This is a genomic window from Geomonas sp., from assembly GCF_035254065.1.
GTDB lineage: Bacteria > Desulfobacterota > Desulfuromonadia > Geobacterales > Geobacteraceae > Geomonas.
The window spans coordinates 1-18196 of record NZ_DATFBA010000287.1 but is presented as its reverse complement, the minus strand read 5'-3'; the positions used below and the strand labels follow the sequence as shown (position 1 = coordinate 18196).

At 61.1% G+C, this 18196-nt stretch carries 14 protein-coding genes; 8 read left to right on the top strand and 6 right to left on the bottom strand.

The window, feature by feature from the left end:
• From VJ604_RS13250 to VJ604_RS13240, 3 genes are all read right to left on the bottom strand, one after another.
• On the bottom strand, positions 1-480 hold a 480-nt coding region (locus tag VJ604_RS13250), incomplete at its 3' end, for a hypothetical protein (protein ID WP_324083262.1).
• On the bottom strand, positions 477-1799 hold the full coding sequence (locus tag VJ604_RS13245; RefSeq protein ID WP_324083261.1) for a glycosyltransferase family 2 protein: 1323 nt from the start codon (positions 1797-1799) through the stop codon (positions 477-479). The genes VJ604_RS13245 and VJ604_RS13250, both read right to left, overlap by 4 nt.
• Positions 1800-2242: 443 nt before the next feature.
• Positions 2243-2533 (bottom strand): hypothetical protein, encoded by a 291-nt coding sequence (locus VJ604_RS13240; protein ID WP_324083260.1) that lies wholly within the window; start codon positions 2531-2533, stop codon positions 2243-2245.
• Positions 2534-2755: 222 nt separating this feature from the next.
• Here VJ604_RS13240 and VJ604_RS13235 point away from each other — a divergent pair, with 222 nt between their 5' ends.
• The 4 genes from VJ604_RS13235 (at position 2756) to VJ604_RS13220 (ending at position 7336) form a co-directional block, all read left to right on the top strand.
• Entirely contained in the window at positions 2756-3181 is a 426-nt protein-coding gene (locus VJ604_RS13235; protein ID WP_324083259.1) for an HI0074 family nucleotidyltransferase substrate-binding subunit, read from the top strand.
• A 2-nt stretch (positions 3182-3183) separates the two neighbouring features.
• Positions 3184-3519, top strand: coding sequence for a nucleotidyltransferase family protein (locus VJ604_RS13230; RefSeq protein WP_324083258.1), 336 nt, complete (start codon positions 3184-3186; stop codon positions 3517-3519).
• Positions 3520-3552: 33 nt separating this feature from the next.
• Positions 3553-4767: a 4Fe-4S dicluster domain-containing protein gene (locus VJ604_RS13225; protein ID WP_324083257.1), complete on the top strand. Its 1215-nt coding sequence runs from the start codon at positions 3553-3555 to the stop codon at positions 4765-4767.
• 505 nt (positions 4768-5272) lie between these two features.
• Positions 5273-7336, top strand: a complete 2064-nt coding sequence (locus tag VJ604_RS13220; protein WP_324083256.1) for a TonB-dependent receptor plug domain-containing protein — start codon at positions 5273-5275, stop codon at positions 7334-7336.
• Positions 7337-7543: 207 nt separating this feature from the next.
• Here VJ604_RS13220 and gptM read toward each other — a convergent pair whose 3' ends face one another.
• Positions 7544-8845, bottom strand: coding sequence for a geopeptide radical SAM maturase (gptM, locus tag VJ604_RS13215; protein ID WP_324083255.1), 1302 nt, complete (start codon positions 8843-8845; stop codon positions 7544-7546).
• Positions 8846-9329: 484 nt separating this feature from the next.
• Between gptM and VJ604_RS13210 the strand changes: the two genes are divergently transcribed.
• From VJ604_RS13210 to VJ604_RS13195, 4 genes are all read left to right on the top strand, one after another.
• Positions 9330-10205 (top strand): ABC transporter substrate-binding protein, encoded by an 876-nt coding sequence (locus tag VJ604_RS13210; RefSeq protein WP_324083254.1) that lies wholly within the window; start codon positions 9330-9332, stop codon positions 10203-10205.
• Entirely contained in the window at positions 10202-12166 is a 1965-nt protein-coding gene (locus VJ604_RS13205) for a HAMP domain-containing sensor histidine kinase (protein ID WP_324083253.1), read from the top strand. The genes VJ604_RS13210 and VJ604_RS13205 overlap by 4 nt, the downstream gene beginning before the upstream one ends.
• Before the next feature lie 402 nt (positions 12167-12568).
• Positions 12569-14569, top strand: a complete 2001-nt coding sequence (locus tag VJ604_RS13200; RefSeq protein WP_324083252.1) for an ATP-binding response regulator — start codon at positions 12569-12571, stop codon at positions 14567-14569.
• A gap of 91 nt (positions 14570-14660) precedes the next feature.
• Positions 14661-14957, top strand: coding sequence for a hypothetical protein (locus VJ604_RS13195; protein ID WP_324083251.1), 297 nt, complete (start codon positions 14661-14663; stop codon positions 14955-14957).
• Positions 14958-15131: 174 nt separating this feature from the next.
• On the opposite strand, the gene VJ604_RS13190 is transcribed toward VJ604_RS13195, so the two are convergent.
• Positions 15132-16133, bottom strand: coding sequence for a transporter (locus VJ604_RS13190; protein WP_324083250.1), 1002 nt, complete (start codon positions 16131-16133; stop codon positions 15132-15134).
• Positions 16134-16236: 103 nt separating this feature from the next.
• Positions 16237-18051 (bottom strand): arylsulfatase, encoded by a 1815-nt coding sequence (locus VJ604_RS13185; RefSeq protein WP_324083249.1) that lies wholly within the window; start codon positions 18049-18051, stop codon positions 16237-16239.
• Positions 18052-18196 lie beyond the last annotated feature (145 nt).

Below are 18196 nucleotides of genomic sequence, written 5' to 3'. Positions count from 1 at the left end.
GCCGGTGATGGTCAGCTGCTTCATGACCTCCCAGTCGACTGCCCCCCCCACCGACCAAAAGTCGATTTTATCGTGGTAGGCTTTCACGGAATCGATGGTGCCGTAGTCGACGCTCTCCTCCAGGTGGAAGGCGCCCAGCGTCTGGCTTGAGGCGAGCGACACCGGCGTTTTGAACTGCCGGTTCCAGTAGAGCATCTTCAGTTGACCGGTGAAGTCCACGTTGTCGATTTTCTTGTACCCCTCCAGCAATCCTCCCGCGTACCCCCTTGCTCCTCCCGACTCGTTTATCAGCGTCTGGGTCGCCCCCACGCCGAACTTGGTGGTCTTATCCTTCCAGTGAAAGACCTGGTCCAGGCTCACATTGTTGGTGCTGTCGCTGTCGTCGTAGAGTTCCGACCTTAATTCCAGGTCTTGCTGCCATCCGTAAGCACAGGGGGCCAGGCTGAGCAGCACCAGTGCCAGTAGTGCGATCGTTTTCATTTCTTGGTCCCCCATCTCTTGGTGGTGTTCAGCAGTTCACCCAGGTATCCGGAAACGGTCGCCGGTGCCATGAGGGCCTGGTAGGCGACCAGGTAGATGCAGAAACCGACGAGGTTCGTCCTGACCTTCAGCCCGTACTCCTCGAATATCCTGCGCTCCTTCCAGAAGAAGAGCCCGTTGGCGATCAGGGCCAGCGGCAGGAGGAGCACCGTCATCATGCCGACTACCGTGTAGTCGTGGAAGAAGAGGGCCGCGATCAGGCCGGGGAGGAAGAAGAAGAGGTAGGCGCTGTCCACCAGCGGGAAGAAGAGGTTGTACCAGATGAAGGGAGAGTTCATCCTCAGCCTGAGCAGTGCGCGGGGATAGGATTTGAAGGCCTCGATCAGCCCGCGGGACCAGCGTTTTCTCTGCTGGAAGAACTGCCAGTAGCTCTGCGGGACCACGGTGAAGCAGAAGGCGTTCTCCGCGTAGCTCACCCGGTAGCCGAGATCGCACAGCCCCCAGGTCAAGACGATGTCCTCGCCGATCTTGGGGGGCCAGCCGTTCAGTTTCCTGACCGCCTCGGTCCGGTAGATGGAGAAGGCGCCCTGGGCCACCAGGGTCCCCTGGAAAAGGGACTGGACCCGCTTGATCACCGCGATGCCGTGGAAGTAGTCCCATTCCTGCAGAAGCGTCATCAGGTTGTCCCGGGAATTGCGGACCAGGACGTTGCCCGCCACGGCGGCGGTATTTTCCGGGCCGAGCACGATGTTCCTGGCCAGGTTCTCCACCGCCTTGCCGTAGAGGTAGGAGTCGGCGTCGATGGTGATGACGAACTTGGTGTCGACGGTGGCAAGGCCGGTGGTGAGGGCGATGGCCTTGCCGCGGTTCTCCGGCTGGCGTATCAGCTCGAAGGTCTTGTCGGGCGCCGTGTGCCGTTCGATGAAATCGGTGACCCTGTCGGCGGTCCTGTCGGTCGAGCCGTCATCGATCACCACCACCCTCAGATGGGCAGGGTACCGCTGCAGCCAGACCGATTTCAGGGTGTCGAAGATCTTCTCCTCTTCGTTGTAGGCGGCGATCAGCAGGGTGAGCGGCGGTGGCTCGAAGGGTTTCTCCACGTAACGGGGACGGCGGTCCAGCAGCAGTGAGAAGATGGTGAACGACATCGCCCAGCCGGGGATGATGGCGAGCCCAAGCACTATGATTTCCGGGAGGGGATGGTACAGGCGGGCGGAAAGGTCGATATACCAGGGGATTGCCAAGTAGATGGAGCAGAGAAGCCAGCCAGCGGACAGAATGAGCGCAGCGGTGAATTTCACCTTCACATAAACATACATAGTCACTCCCGTTGTTCTTACGTGGACTATTCAGCAGCCGGCAGCACGGGAGCTGGAATCTCCCGTGGCAATTCAAGTGTCTGCGCCCGGCTGACAAATAACAGTGGCCCCACCTTCTGGTGGTCTGCTTAAAAGGAGCAGTTAAAAGCCAAAAAACAAGCTGATTGTTGCATTTTTTGCAGGGTTTCGAATGTGTTGAAATCTGCTAGTTCCGCACTACGAGAAACTCCACAAAACTTTTGCTGAAGCTGGCCTTTTTCAACGCACATTGTGTGCCGACAATACTGTTAGAAATATTTTGTGATACTGGATGTGGACCGGAAATGACAGTGATATGGTGGAAAGTTTGCTTTGTCGGGAAAGTATGTTGAGTTATACGCAATGGAAGAGAGGAAGGTGCCTGTGGGGGAATGAGGGTGGCAATTTCGAATAGGTAAAAAACGTCACTCTTGTGATGCGAGGATGAGGCCGAAGGCCCGGTCGTCTTCGGCCGGCAGCGCACTGATCAGGGTGAGGCTTTTCCCCTCGTCGAGCCATTTCTTCAACTCATCCGTGCCGACCACCTTGTAGCCCCCCTCCTTCACGTCCGAGGCATACTTGATCGCCGCCTTCTCGATGGGAGCCTCCAGCCCCTTGGGTGAAGTCCCCACCGTGGTGGCGCAGCCGGACAGGGCAAGGGCGCAGATGGCAAAGGCAAGGCAGGTTTTGAGGCTTTTTAAGTATTCCCTCCGCAATTGTAGTTGTGGCTTTAAGTATCTGGAAAAGACCGAGGTGTCAAATTGATTAAATCCATCCTAAATGGTCCTGTCATCGGCCGTTTAGATGGAGTTGTCCCTGATCATAAGCTGGGATGTGGGACCGTTATGAGGTGAGTAGGCTTTGACTAACTCTGTCGTAGATGATATTTTCAGTGATGCCGCGTGTACGGGGTAATTGCTGTTGGACGAGGGATCCTGATGAGCCTGGATTTGACATCACTTGAAAGCGCCATTGGCCAGCTTGAGAAGAGTCTCAAATACGCCACCTCTCCGGTTGCCGAAGATCCGGAACTCTTTGAGCAGCTTCGCAATTCCGTCATTCAGTGCTTCAAGTTCACCTACGAGCTCAGCCATAAAATGCTGAAGCGCTATCTCGAGGACACAGCGGCTAACCCCGAGGACATAGATGTCGATACCTTTCAGAATCTCATCCGTACTGGCAACGAGAAGGGGCTTTTGCGGTCCGATTGGCTGAAATGGAAAACCTACCGTCAGGCCCGGACCGACAGCAGCCATACCTATGATAAAAGCAAGGCGGAAGCCGTCTACGCAATCGCTCCCGATTTCCTGCAAGAGGCGAAGTACCTCTACTCGCAACTCCTCAACAAGCCCACCAATCAATAGCCATGCTTACTAGAGAGGCGATGCTGGATTTATCTCCACACGATTTGGAAGAGATGAGGCGCATCTTGAGGGCTCACATTCCCGAATATGAGGTGTGGGCATTCGGTTCTCGTGCAAAGGGGACGGCGAAACCGTACTCCGATCTGGACCTGGCGATCATTTCAGAAGAGCCGATATCTCTTGCCACGATGGCAGACATTCGTGAGGCCTTCGACGACTCGGATATGACCATCAAGGTTGATGTCGTGGACTGGGCGACGACGAGCGAGGCGTTCAAAAGGATAATCGAGGAACATCGGGTCGTGGTATCGCGAGACAATGAAGAGGCCGCCTCATGATGCTAGTTGCGATCCGGTGAGGAGCTTCTTATCGTGAATCCCGGACAGAGGATCGCACCGAAGCGAAAGCTGTTTCAGTGGCTGAGTACGCTGCTCCTGCTGGTGATCCCTTTTCTGAAGATCAACGGGGAATCTCTGCTGCGGCTGGACGCGGCATCCCGTTCACTGCTGTTCTTCGGCGCCACCATCCGCATCGACGAGTTCTACCTTTTCCTCCTCGCTGTGCTCATCTGCATCTTCCTCTTCCTCTTCATCACCCTCCTTTTCGGCAGGGTCTGGTGCGGCTGGGCCTGCCCCCAGACGACCCTGGGCGACATCGCCGAGTGGGTGGAGGAGAAGTGTGCCTCGCTGACGCGGCTGAAAGCGGTGTCGGCGCTCCTGCGGCAGGTCGTCTACCTCGCGCTGGCCGCTCTGGTGGCCAGCAACCTGCTCTGGTATTTCGTCCCGCCCGATGAGTTCTTCGCCAGAGTTGCCTCGGGGAGGATGGGGACCGCGGCTGGGATGCTCTTCGCAACGACCTTCCTGCTGGTTTATCTGGACCTTGCCCTGGTCAAGCGCAGCTTCTGCAAGACCCTCTGCCCGTATGGCCGAGTCCAGTTCATGACCATGGAACCGGGTACCCTCACCCTGGAGTTCGATCCGGCGCGCACGGAAGAGTGCCTGCGCTGCGGAGCCTGCCTGAGAGTCTGCCCGATGGGGATCGATATCAGGGAGGGGGCGCAGGTAGAGTGCATCAACTGCGGCCGCTGCCTGGACGCTTGCCGTGACGTGATGGAGGGGCGCGGCGGGCAGGGACTCATCCACTACACCTTCGGGAAGAGATCGGAGAGAGGCTGGCGCGCCAACTGGAGGGCCATCCTCTTCGGCGGTGTCAGCCTCCTGCTCGTCGTCACGCTGATCATGGGAGTGGCCAGGAGGGAGGAGGCAACCCTCAGCGTACGAATGGGGGCAAACGGAGAGGTGAAGAGGCTTTCGGACGGCTCGCTGGTCAACTTTTACCTGGTCTATCTGGAGAACCGCAGTTCGGCCCCCAGCACCTTCACTCTCGCCGTGGAACCGGTGCCGGGAAGCCGCATGGAACTGATCGGACCGGTCAATAACATACTCCTGCAGCCAAACGACAACCGGAAACTAACCCTGGCGCTCAAAGTGTCACCGTCTGCCTCGACCGTTCGCACTGTGGAGCTGCGGCTCCTGAAGGGGGGACGGGTGGTGGCGCACGCGGCCTTGCCGGTGCTGATGCAGTAGCCTGATCATTTCTCTGCTACTACTCCTGCCTGAGCGAACCCCATCCTCACCCGCCTTCGCCCAAAGGCTACGGCGGGCAAGCTCCTGTCCCTGTACAGTGAGGGGGACGAGTCGGACAGGGGGACAGGCACCTGACTGAGCCAGTCCCCCTGTCCCCTGTGAACCCCATCCTCACCCTGTCCCTCCCCTTGAAGGGGAGGGACGTAGTGGGAACAAGCGCACTTCTCCTCGCTTCGTCACCTATTCTTCGCTGCCGATGTCGTCTCACCCTCTTCATTTCCCACCGTCGCTGTTCGTTTAGCTGCGCAGTTCCGCAATTTTCCTGCGGGCGGTACGGCAAAAACCGGTATGTCAGCAAATACTTCTGAAGTTTTTTAACTGGCGGGCGATACGCTGCATGGTGTTGGTGCGTAGCGCGCCGAAGTCGTTTGATTTTCTTTTAAGAGTGGTAAGCGGCGTTTCAGCCTCTTCGGGGGCTTGCCTCTGCAAAAATGGAGTGTGTTGCATGACGAACAATTGGAAAGGAATCAACGAGGAATGGTCCTGCGCCAGGCCGGCGTTGCGGCGTGGTTTGCTGTGGTGGTTTTTTGCCCTGAGCCTCCTCTTGCCGGGTAGCGTGGCCCTGGCCCAGGAAAAGGTGGCGCCGGAGAATCAGGATGCCGCCTCCGAAACCGGCGCGCCGGTGGATGCAGGCGCTGATGCCGTCAGCCCGGCTGTCGCGATGGAGGGATCCAACCGGGACCTGCTCATGTTCTGGGAGGAAAAGGAGTTGTACGTCCAGACGGCAACGCGTACGGCGAAGCCGATCTCCCAGGTGGCCGAGAACATGGAGGTCATCACGGCGAAGGATATCGAGGACATGAACGCGCACACGGTGGACGAGGTGCTGAGCAAGGTCCCCGGCGTGTTCGTCGATTTCGAGACCAACGATTTCAACAGCGGCGGCCAGCTGCACATCCAGGGCAGCGCCTCCCGACACGTGACGGTGCTGGTGGACGGGGTGGTCTGGAACTTCGTCTCCGACGGGCATGCGGAGACCTGCAGCATCCCGGTCGGCATCATCGACCGTATCGAGATCATCAAGGGACCGGCCTCCTCCACCTGGGGGTCGGGGCTGGGCGGGGTGATCAACATCATCACCAAGAACGCCGGCGACTCCACCATCCCCAAGGGGATGGCCTTCGCATCCTACGGGCAGGCCAATTCCAGGGACTTCAACGCCCAGCTTTTCGGCAAGGCGGGAGGGGTAGGCTACTTCCTGTACGCCGGGCGGCTTGCCTCGGACGGCTTGGCCAACCACCGCAATTCCACCTCGGACAGCGTCTACGGCAAATTCACCGTCTCGCCGCTGCACGACATGGATGTCACCTTCACCGTCGGCTACAGCACCTCCGATCTGGGGGCGGGGGCGCAGCACAACCCCAGCCCGGTCGGCACCCTCGACACCGATGGCGGGATAAACCTGACCGCTTTCCACGCCACCGGCGCCCTCGACTATCGCTTCTCCCCCAAATTCACGCTGAAGGCGGAGATGAATACGCTTCGCTACGATTTCAAGGCGGAGACTGACTTCACCAGTCCCAACGACATCCTGGGCGTCAGCAGCGGCGACATCTTCAATAAAGCCACCATCAGGGACAGGGCGACCAGCGGCAACCTCCGTCTGGTCTATACCGGGGATATCCAGACCGCGGTCGCCGGGTTCGAGGCGAGCGACGGCTCCGAGACCAACGACATCCTGATGCCTTGGCGCAAGCGGACCAGCGACGTCTCCGCCGGGGGGACCAGGTGGGCGCTCTTCTCCAACGATACCGTGACCCTGGGCAACTTTGCCATCACTCCCGGCATCCGGTTCGACCACGACAGCGTATCCGGCAATTACGTCAGCCCCAGCCTGGGAACCACCTACCAGTTCAGCGAGCACAGCATCGCGCGGGTCTCCATCGCCAAGGGCTTCACGCGTCCGACCTTCGCCATGACCTCGGGGGGCGGTGTTTTCTGGCTGGCGAACCCGGGGCTGACCGCTGAGCAGGGGTGGTCCTACCAGGGGGGCGTGGAATCGTCCGTTTTGGAGCGGGTCAACCTGAAGGGCACCCTCTTCCGGCACGACATCGACAAGGCGATCAGTGACGATCCCGACCGCACGACCGGCAAGTACATCAACGTCGGCAAGATCGTCCGCCAGGGGTACGAGGTGTCTGCCGAAAGCGCGCCGCTGTACAACACGAGCCTCAAGCTCTCCAACAGTTACGTCCACATCAGTCCGGATGCCCCCTTCAGGACCATCAATAACTACTCCTACCAGGTCGGCGTCAAGTATGACGACCGCAAGGCTTGGCTGGGACAGCTGACGGGGACCTATCTCAAGTGGGATCTAGCCGACGGGGTGGGGAGGGATGGCTATTTCGTCTGGGACGCCAACCTGAACCGGAGGTTCAGCCTCGGCAACGACAGGAGCGCGGAGCTCTTCTTCAACGTGCACAATATCTTCGCCGCACCCTACACGACGCTGGTGTCGCAGGTGAACCCGGGGCGCTGGGTGGAAGGGGGAGTGAAGTTGAGGTTCTGAGGCGGCAACCGAAGGCAAATCCCCCCTGTCCCCCCGTTATCAAGGGGGGGGACGTAGCGGAGGGATCAGCGTTTTGTGACCGATGGACCGATGCCTGCCGGTGACTGTCGGGTAGGGTGAATGGCTAACTTTGCGCGGTGGAAAGCGTTGTTGGTAGGAGAGGGGGACTGGCACCTGCGGAGTCAGTCCCCTTATCTTGTTTGTCGATCAGGCCTTCTTGGCGGAGCGAGCGGCGAGGTCCTGCTTTATCATGGTCTCCAGAGTGGCGTCGTAGAAACCTTTGCGGCAGTCGATCTCCTGGAGTTCGCCGGTGCGGGTGAGCGTCATGTAGCGGCATCCGCCGAAGCAGATCGGGAGGTACGGGCAGTCGAGGCACTCCTCGTTCTTCCAGAGATCGAGATTGTGGGTCTGCCGGTAATCGGCTATCCCATCGCTCAGCGTCCCGATCTTGAGCCTGTCGTCGGACATGAAGCCGGGGCACTTGTAGAGGGAGCCGTCGTAGTTGACGATCAGGTCGCTCTCGTATTCCACGGCGCAGCCGGACATCTTCAGCTTGGTCGCAGTAAAGCCCCGCTTCAGGGTCTCCTCGCGCAGGTGCTGGCTCGCCTCGATCACCCACGCATCCTGGGAGCAGAGACACTCCCCCTGGAAATCGCCCAGCCCCTTTTCTCCAGCTTTCTTCAGCACCGGCGTAAAGGTCACCTTGTCCAGTTTCTGCGGCGCGATTCCCCTGGCGAGCAGGTCGTCCAGCAGCGCCGGGAAGAACCGGAAGTTTTCCCTGGTGAAGTTCCCACCCAGATGGATGGCGATCAGATCGCATACCTCGGCGAGATTTTGGATGATGACGTCGTAGCTGCCGCTCCCGGAAGCGAAGGGGCGGCAGGCGTCGTGGGTGTCCCGCGGCCCATCCAGGGTGAACTTGGCGCCGATCAGTCCCAGCGGCATGAGCTCCTGCACCAATGAGCGGGTGAGGAGGGTGCCGTTGGTGATCATGGAGAAGCTGAAAGTTGTCCCTTTATCCTGGGCGGCGCTGCCGAGGCGGCGGGCGATATCCCTGATGTGGTCGGTGGAGAGGAGCGGTTCACCGCCGTAAAAGGTGAGGTGGATGCGATCGGCCTTGCCGACCTGGTCCCTCAGCACGGTTTCCACCAGCAGGTCGGCCGTCTCTTCCCTCATGTAGAAGCTGCCCCGGAAGTTGTCCTCGTAGCAGTAGCTGCAGGCGAGGTTGCAATCGAGGTTGAGCACCACCAGGGCGTTGAAAAGCCGGCGCCCGCGGTTCGCGTTGACGAAGATGTCGCGCATCTCCAGCCGCTCGGCGTCCGGGTCATCAACCAGGAAGCCCAGCCGCGCCAGCGCTTCCGCATTGCTCCCGGCTAGGGCGCCGTTTCGGGCCGCCTCCAGCAGCTGATCGGGGACGACGATGACCGAGGAGCGTCTGATCGAAAAGAGCAGGCTCTTTCCCGGCTGCTCGGGGCACGGGTAGATCTTTAGGTATGGTGACAGTTTCATGGAGAACTTCCTGATGGGCGGTGTTGGGAAAAAAGGGGGCCGCAGCCCCCACTCGATTCGAAACGCAGCCTTGCGGCTAGAAGAAGGTCATCATGATGGCGAGACAGCAGGAGGATTCAACGCTCAGATCGACCTCGGCCCCTTCTTCCAGAACTTCGATGGTAAATGCGTCCATTCTTTTCACCTCCTTTTAGTGGATTCGGTTCCTTATCGGCGAACTTTTCCTTAGCTTTAGGAGAAGTTTCTGCCGGTGACTGGAGAAGCTGAGACAGCGTTCAATCTTTGAATTTCTCCTTTCTCCCGCTTTATCAAAGGGGGGACGTGGTGGCCGAAGATCTCGCGAATCAGGTAGGTAAATTTCCAGTAAATATGAAATGACCGAGGAATGTGTTCAAGAATTGGGGAGCGCCGCCGATGAAGTTTGAGTCGGAAACTCCCTGATGGGATCCGTCCAGAAATCGATTCCAAAGTTCAAGGTTGAAACGTGGTCCTTGTCAGGCGAGTCTTTCTCCTCACACCCGTTTTCGTCATTCTCTTCGCCTGCCTGAGTTATCCGGCCGACGTTTTGATCGTCGCCGATACCAGCCTCAAGCCGGTCATGGAGACGGTCTCGGGGATCGAGAAAACGCTCAGGGCGCCGGTAAAGATCCTTTCCCCCTCCCGGGTCAGGAACACCTTGAACGCGGTGGTGGCCGATGAGGAGGCCAGGGTGGTGGTGGCTCTCGGCAAGGAGGCGGTGGGCGAGAGCCTGCGGCTTCCCCCCTCGGTGCTCGTCATCTACGATCTCCTGCTGGTTCCGCCGGCCACCAGCAGGCCCAATACCATCGGTTTCTACATGGCGACCCCGGCCAGCGACTACCTCTCCCTGGTCGCCAACCACCTGCACGACATCGATCAGATCAGCGTGGTGGGAAGCCGGGAACTGATCGGGGTCCTGGCCCGCAACGACTCGCCGCGCCTCGCCACTCACAGCGTCCGGGACCCTTTCGAGCTGGTCTCCACCATCAAGCAGCTGAACGGGACGGGGGCCATCCTGCTCCTGCCGGACGTCCACCTGCTTAGCTCGGCCGCCATGGAGCAGGCCTACCTGTTCTCCTTCCGGAAAAGGATCCCGATCTTCGGGTTTTCGGAAAAGAGCGTGAAGGACGGCGCGCTGCTCGCCCTGGTGGTCGATCCCTTTCAGGACGGCAGGTTGATCGGCGAATATGCCAGAAAGGCCCTGAACGGTGTCGACCCGTCGAGGCTCGCCTCCTCGCCCCCCCGCAAGCTCGACCTGTTTCTCAACCTGGATACCGCCCGCAAGATGGGGATACGGATCCCTGACGAGCTGGTACGCCGGGCCAGGAGGACCTACCCGTGAGACGGCGGATGACGTTCAAGATGAAGGCCCTCCTGGTCACCATCCCCGTGCTGGTCGTGGTCTCGCTGGTCTACACCTGCATCTCGATCAGGACAGAGCAGTCGCTGGTCAGAAGCGAAATCATCAAGCGGGCGGAAACCATCACCACCCTGGCCACCAAGACCGGCGAACTGCCGATCCTGTCGGGCAACCCGGAACTCCTCAAGGAGGCGGTTGCCTTCCTGAAGCGAAACGCCGAGGTCTCCTCGGTCACCTTCTACGACCAAAGGCAGAAGGAGCTGATCCACGACGGCCCGGCGGTCCCCCTCCCGCTGCCGGCCCCCTCCGACCGCCCCATCTCCATGTATGAGGAGAAGGGAGAGATCGTCTACGTCGCCCCCGTCTGCACCGAGCGGAGCGCCGACGAGATCGCCATCTTGCAGGAGCCCGAGCACGCGAAGAAGGTGTGTGAGCCGATCGGCTGGATCAGGCTCGGCTTTTCCAAACGCTCCATCAGCGAGCGGGAGCAGGCGATCCTCTTCCAGGGGCTCATGTTGGCCGCCGTCTTCACGCTGTCGAGCAGTCTCTTGGTGTATTTCCTGATCAGCCTGGCGACCCGCCCCTTGCGGGGGATCGTCACGGTGGCAGATGCCATCGCCCACGGCGACCTCGACCAGGAACTGGAGGTGGGGCGCAACGACGAGATGTTCACCCTCTCCCATGCCTTCACCTCCATGAAGGAGAGCATCCGGCAGGTGTTGGGGGAAACCGAGACGCTGATCCTGGCGGTGACGGAGGGGAACCTCGGTGTCCGCAGCAACCCGGAGCCCTTCCAGGGGGAGTGGCGCAAACTGGTGGGGGGGGTGAACGAGCTGACCGACGCCTTCGCCAAGCTGCATGGTGAACTTCGGGAGGCCAAGGAGTCGGCGGAGGCGGCGGACCGTGCCAAGGGGGAGTTCCTGGCCAACATGAGCCACGAGCTGCGTACTCCCCTCAACGCCATCCTTGGCTATGCCCAGATCCTGAGCCGGCAGCAGAACCTCTCGCCTCAGCAGACGCGGCAGGTCGAGGTGATGCGCGCCAGCGGCAACCATCTGCTAACCCTGATCAACGACGTCCTGGATGTGGCGAAGATCGAGGCCCACAAGATGGAGCTGGAAGCCTACCCCTTCGATCTCGGCTCCGTGTTGCGCCAGGTGCTGGACATCACGAGCCTCAACGTCGACAGCCGCACAGTCGTTTTGCAGTACCAGGCAGCCGGCTGGCTTCCCGACTGCGTTCATGGGGACGAGCGGAAGTTGCGGCAGGTGCTGTTGAACCTTTTGAGCAACGCGGTGAAATACACCCCCGCAGGATCGGTGACGCTCAAGGCCGGCTATCTGAAGGACAGCGGCCTCTTCTGGTGCGAGGTGATCGACACCGGCGTCGGCATCCCCAAGGAGAGGCTGGAGAGCATCTTCGAGCCGTTCATCCAGCTGGCGGAGAGCCGGCGGGTAGCGGAGGGGACCGGGCTGGGGCTCACCATCACCAGAAGGCTGACGGCGCTGATGCTCGGGGAGGTGACGGTGGCAAGCGAGCCGGGCAGGGGGAGCGTGTTCCGCATCGAGCTCCCGCTGCCGCAGGCGGTGGGTCAGTCACAGGCGGTGGGCGACATGCAGTCGATGGACCAGGAGCGTGCACCGGTGGAAAGGGAAGCGACGGCGTCGCCGGATTGCCGCTCCCGATCCGCAGATGAGGACGCCGCCTTGGCATCTTCCGGCGGAAATCGGACTGGTTGTCTGGCACCGCCGCGGGAGGAGTTGGAGGCGCTGCACCGACTGGCCCTTATGGGAGACATGCGCAGGCTCGTCTCCTGCTTGGCCCGCTTGGGGGAGAACGAGCAGTACCGGCCGTTCGCAGCCCCGCTCTCGGAGCTCGCCGCCTCCTTCAGGACCAAAGCGGTGCTGGAGATGGTGGAACGCGCGCTGTCCGGCAACGACTGAAACAAGTCACAAAGCAGATTAATCACAATCTTTCGCTCAGCCAACATCCCCCTCTCCTTCAAGGAGAGGGTCGGGGTGAGGATGGGGGGCAGCCGAAGAGAACCCCATCCTCATCCTGTCCTTCTCCTTGAAGGAGAAGGGACGCTCACCGCAAGATCGTGCAAAATCCGCATGAAGTCCCAAATATGAGAAACAGGTGCGCAGGCAGGATTTGCGGAGCAGGGATGGGCGCCTGCATGGGAGAAGGTTATGGGATACGCAGGGAAACCAGCGCCGTTTGCAGTCAGAGATGACATTTTGATGTCGCGGGAACATCGGTTTGCCGGGGGGGGAGCTGCCTCCAGGCCTGAGGAGACAGGCGGCTCCCCGCGCAGGATGCCGGAGCCCGAGTTGGAGCCGGTCGTGCTGATCATAGACGACGACCCCAACAACCTGGCCATCATGAGCGAGTTCCTCCAGGAGTGCTGCTACACGATACTGGTCGCCGAGGACGGCGAGAGCGGCCTGCAGAGGGCGGCTTACGCCCGGCCGGACCTGATCCTTTTGGACGTCATGATGCCGGGGATGGACGGTTACGAGACCTGCAGGAGGCTGAAGGCGCAGGATGGCACCAGTGAGATCCCGGTCATCTGCATGACGGCCCTGGCTGAGACCGGCAACAAGCTGCAGGGGTTCCGGGCGGGGGCGGTCGACTACATCACCAAGCCGTACCAGCGGGACGAGGTGCTGGCCCGCGTCGACCTGCATCTGAGACTGAGGAAGGCGACCCGCGAACTGAAGGACGCCAGGGACCTGCTCGAGGTGCGGGTCGAGGAGCGCACCCGGGAGCTGGAGGCGCTGAACCGGAAGCTGGAGAGGGAGGTCGCGGAACATCGGCGGACCGGGGAGGCGCTGCGCGGCAGCGAGAGGAGGTTCCAGGCGATCTTCGACAACGCCTTTCAGCTCATGGGGCTCATGACCCCGGAGGGGATCATCCTCGCCGGCAACCGGACCGCCATTGACTTCAGCGGTCGGGAAGAGGAGGAGGTCGTGGGTTCCTTGCTGTGGGACGCCCCCTGGTTGAGCGAAGATCCTAAGCTGCAACAGCAGGTGAAGGAGGCGGTGGCGAAGGCGGCGGCCGGCTCTTTCGTCCGCTTCGAGGTAACGCGCCGCTATCCCGATGGGACGCCGCGGCATATCGACTTTTCCATCAAGCCGGTGCAGGACGAAACGGGGCGGGTGGTGCTGCTTATCCCGGAAGGGAGGGACATCACCGACAACAGGAACCTGGCCGAGCAGTTGAGGCAATCCCAGAAGATGGAGGCGATCGGCACCCTGGCAGGCGGCATAGCGCACGACTTCAACAACATCCTGACCGCCATCATGGGCTTCGGAAGCCTGCTGGGGATGAAGATGGAGGAGGACAGCCCCCTCATGGAGTACCTGAACGAGATCCTGTCGGCCTCGGAACGGGCGGCCAACCTTACCAACAGCCTGCTCGCCTTCAGCCGCATCGAGGCGGTGGAGCCGGGGCCGGTGCAGCTCAACGAGACCGTGAGGAAGATCGAGAAATTCCTGCTGCGGATCATCGGCGAGGACATCGAGCTCACCACTGAGCTTGCTCCCCAGGAACTGGTGATCAGTTCCAACCGCGGCCATCTGGAACAGATCCTGATGAACCTGGCCACCAACGCGCGGGACGCCATGGCCGACGGCGGCAGCCTGGTGATCAAAACCGAGCGGGTCGAGATCAGCGAGCCTCTGCCGGGCTTCGAGTTGGAGGCCGGCTCATACGCGGTCCTTTCCGTCTCCGACAGCGGGGAAGGGATGCCGGAATCGGTCAGGCAGAGGATCTTCGAGCCGTTCTTCACCACCAAGGAGGTGGGGAGGGGGACCGGGCTGGGCCTTGCCATCGTGTACGGCATCATCCAGCAGCACAACGGCCAGATCCAGGTCTGCAGCGAGCCCGGGATGGGGACCACCTTCAAGATCTTCCTGAGGATGGCGGCTCCCGAGGTCAGGAGGGGGGATGCCCCCAGGTCGATGCCGGTGGTGGGGGGGAGGGAGACCATCCTGCTGGCCGAGGACGACAGCGAGGTGAAGCGGTTCCTGACGCGGACCTTGAGCGAGCAGGGGTACACGGTGATCGAATCCGCAGACGGCGAAGAGGCGGTGCGTGAGTTCCAGGCGCACGAGGACGAGATAGACCTGCTGATCCTGGACGTGGTGATGCCGAGGATGAACGGGAAAGAGGCCTACCAGCAGATCTGCCAGTCCCACCGGAGGGTCCCGGTCATCTATTCCAGCGGCTACACCGCCGACATCATCAGCCAGAAGGGGATCCTCGAAGAGGGCGCCCTGTTCATCTCCAAACCGATGACCCCGCGCGACCTGCTCAGCAAGGTCAGGGCGGCGCTCTCCTGAGGGGCAGCCCCTCCCTATCCTGCTTTGACATCGGCCGGGGCGCGTGCCAGATTTCGGGTGTTGGAAAGAAAACGACCGGAGGTTTCCTGTCATGGAAAAGGAACACATGGAGATCCTCCTGGAAGATATAAACAGCAAATTCCAGTTGGTCCTCGAGGCGCACGGCCCTCTTCATACGGAGATGCAGACGGTGCGAAGGGAGCTGAGCGAGCAGATTGCTCAGGTCGATTACAAAGTGGATGTGGTGAACGAAAGGGTAAACGCCCTGGATAAAAAGGTCGATGTCTTGGATAGGAAGGTCGATGCCGTTGCGGCCGATCTCACCGCTCACCGCGCTGACACTGAGGCACACCACGGAGTGTATCGGGTGAAGGAGCCCGGAGTGTAAAAGCTGCTGAGAACAAATTCCACGGCAATCCCCCCTGTCCCCCCTTTGTCAAGGGGGGGACGGGTACGGGCGGTCATCGGTAAAAACCCCGGCAGTGGATACCCTGCCGGGGTTTTTTGGGTTGGCTTCTTCGTTTTCTCCTGGTGGGCTCCGCAGGCTCTCCTGCAGAGGCGCCTAGTGCGCCTTCAGCCGGTTCATCCCCTCCACCAGCGGGTGCCAGCCGTAGTTGAGCATCACCATGAAATCGCTCACCCGCAGGTCCTTGCTCCCCTTGTCTCCCACGGTCGACATGTAGCTCGCGTTGACGCTCAGGTTGTCGGTCACCTTGTAGCCCAGGGTGAAGCCGATTCCCCAGCTGTTCACCAGATCGCCGGTGACGCCGCTGATCTCGGGGCGCCCCCCCCACAGCCAGAGGCTGTCGATGGATCCCCAGAGCGTTTCGGTAAGGTCCCGGGTCACGTGCGTTTCCAGCTGGAGAAGCGGATCGTTTTTCTTGGTCTGGCCGGTGGCGCCGGTGCTCGGATTGACGGCGTCGTCGTTGTCACCGAAAAGCCAGACGGCGGGAAGCACCTCCAGGGTGGTGCGCTGCCCGGGGACCCAGGGGCCGAAGGTCAGCATGGCGGGGAAACCGATGCGGCCGAACCAGCGGTTCTGCCCCATGTTCAACGGCTTGTCGCTGTGGTACTCGCCGATGGGAATGGACAGGGAGGTGAGCAGGTCGAGGGTGAACTTTGGCTCGTAGCGCACCACATCGGCCAGGCTCATCAGGGCCGGCCCGCCGATCAGGTTGGTGTCCAGCTGCAGCATCGGGTCGCCGTAGCCGTTGGTGGACTGGTGGGTCCCCAGCGGGCCGGCGGTGAAGCTCGCGTCGATGCTGCCGACCGGCAGCAGGATGGATGCGGTGGCCGAGCGGCCGAACAGGGGGAACACCTTATGGTACCCGAGGATGGCCACGGTGGCGCTGAAATCGGCCTGGGGATCTATGTCGAAGGCCGGGTCGAGCGGATTGGTGTTGCCGTCCATGAAGATCGGCCAGACCGTTACCGCATTGGCCCCGGCCAGGTTCTTCCAGTAGGTCCGGGCGCCATCGCTGAAGGCGCTCGCCAGGGTAGGCGTCAGGAGCAGAAAGGAGAAGAGGATATATATAAGGTGCCGCAGACAGCTTTTACTTTTCATGGTTCCCTCCAGTGCAATTAAAGGCAGAAGCAATCCCCCCTGTCCCCCCTTTATCAAGGGGGGGACGTGAGGACGGGACATGGTCGCACATCATGCCGTCGCCTCAGTCCTGCTTGATCAGCTCCTTGGGCGGTACGAACGGCTTCTTGAACTTGATGGGCGGAAAGGTGTCGTCGACCTGCATGTGATGCGGCAGCTTGTCTTCCAGGAGGTCGAATACCGTCATGTCCGGCAGCACCACGTGGTTGGTCCGCACATACTCGTCCCAGAGCGCCAGCATCTCGAGGAGCTTTTGGGGCTCCTTGTCGGCGAGGTTGTGCTTTTCGGCAAGGTCGTCGCGCAGGTTGTACAGCTCCCAGCCGCCGGTTCCGTACGGCTTTATGTTGCGCACGAGCTTCCAGTCCCCTTTGCGGATGGCCCGGTTCCCCGCGAGCTCCCACCCCAGCCAGTCATCCTTGCCGCGCACCGCCTCGCTCCTGGCGGAGAGGAGCGGGATCAGGGATTTCCCCTGGATCTTCTGCACCGGTTTGCCGTTGTAGGTCTCCGGTACCTTTACACTGGCCAGTTCCAGGATGGTGGGCGCCAGGTCCATGACGTGAAGGAGGCTGTTGTTGATGGTGCCGGGTTTTTGCTGCACGCCCTTACCCGCGATGATGAGCGGGGTCCGGATGCCGCCTTCGGAGGCGAACATCTTGTGGTCGCGCAGCGGCGTGGCGGAGAGCTGCGCCCAGGCCGGGCCGTAGGTCACCTCGGAGTTGGGCCTGCCCCAGGCGTTGGGGTGGGTCTGCGAATAGTTGCGCGCGTAGAAGAGGAAGTCGCGGGTGCCGGGGACGCTGGCGATGGTGGCCGCGATGTCGTTTCCTTCCGCGCCGTTGTCGGAGAAGAAGATGAAGAGGGTGTTGTCGTACTCGCCAATTTTCTTGAGATAGTCGAGCAGGCGGCCGGTCTCCTGATCCATGTTTTCGGTGAGGCTGGCATAGAGGGCCATCTTGCGTCCCAGCACCACCCGGGTGGCGGGGGCGAAATCGTCCCAGACCGGCACGTACCAGAGACGGTCGGCAAGCTCGGTGTTCTGCGGGACGATCCCCAGTTCCTTCATCCGGGCCAGCCGTTCTTTACGCAGATCCGTCCAGCCCACCTCGTATTTCCCCTCGTACCTCCTGAGCCAGGAGTCGGGGAGATGATAGGGGGCGTGCGGCGCCTGGTGGGCCAGGTAGGCGAAGAACGGTTTGCCGTCCTTGCGGTTGGACTCGATGTAGCTGATCATCTTGTCCACGTAGAACTCGGTGGCGTAATGGAAGTCGGGCGGCAGCTTGACCAGGTACTTGCCGTCTTCGGTGTAGGGCGTCTTCGGTTCGCCGGCGCCGACCCCCAGCATGTCGTCGAAGTAGCTCGATTCCCCTTCCATCATGGAGAAGTCGCGCTCGAAGCCGCGGGCGCGCGGGATGAGGTCGGGCTGTTTGCCGAGGTGCCACTTGCCCGCCATGTAGGTGTGGTAGCCGGAGTCCCGCAACAGGTTCACGAAGCTCACCACCTCCCTGTTCATGTACCCCTCGTGCCCCGGCTCCTCCCGCTGGCTGGGCGCCAGCATCTCCGCCATGTTGCCCATCCCGGCGATGTGGCTGTCGGTCCCGGTGAAGAGCATGGAACGGGTGGGGGAGCAGGCGGCGGCGGTGTGGAAATCGCTGAACCTGACGCCGGACTTGGCCAGGCCGTCGAAGACCGGCGTGTTGATCTCGCCGCCGAAGGCCCCCAGGTCCGAGTAGCCCAAGTCGTCGGCCACTATCATGACGATGTTGGGACGCTTGCTCTCGGTCTTTTCAGGCGGCGAATCTGCCGCTGCGGCGAGCGCCGCGTTGGCGAGGAAAACTGCGACCAGGACGGCAAAGCGTCTTGTCGACCGCGTGATGTTTCTCATCCCGGGTCCCTCCTATGGTGATTAAATTTAAAAAACCTTGCGGCCGCGGCCACTCTCCCGGGAGATCTTCAGCAGGAGCGCGGGGGCGGCCGGGTAATCGGGGTGGTCCACGATAAGTTTGGTCAGGGTCTGTGCCGCCTCATCC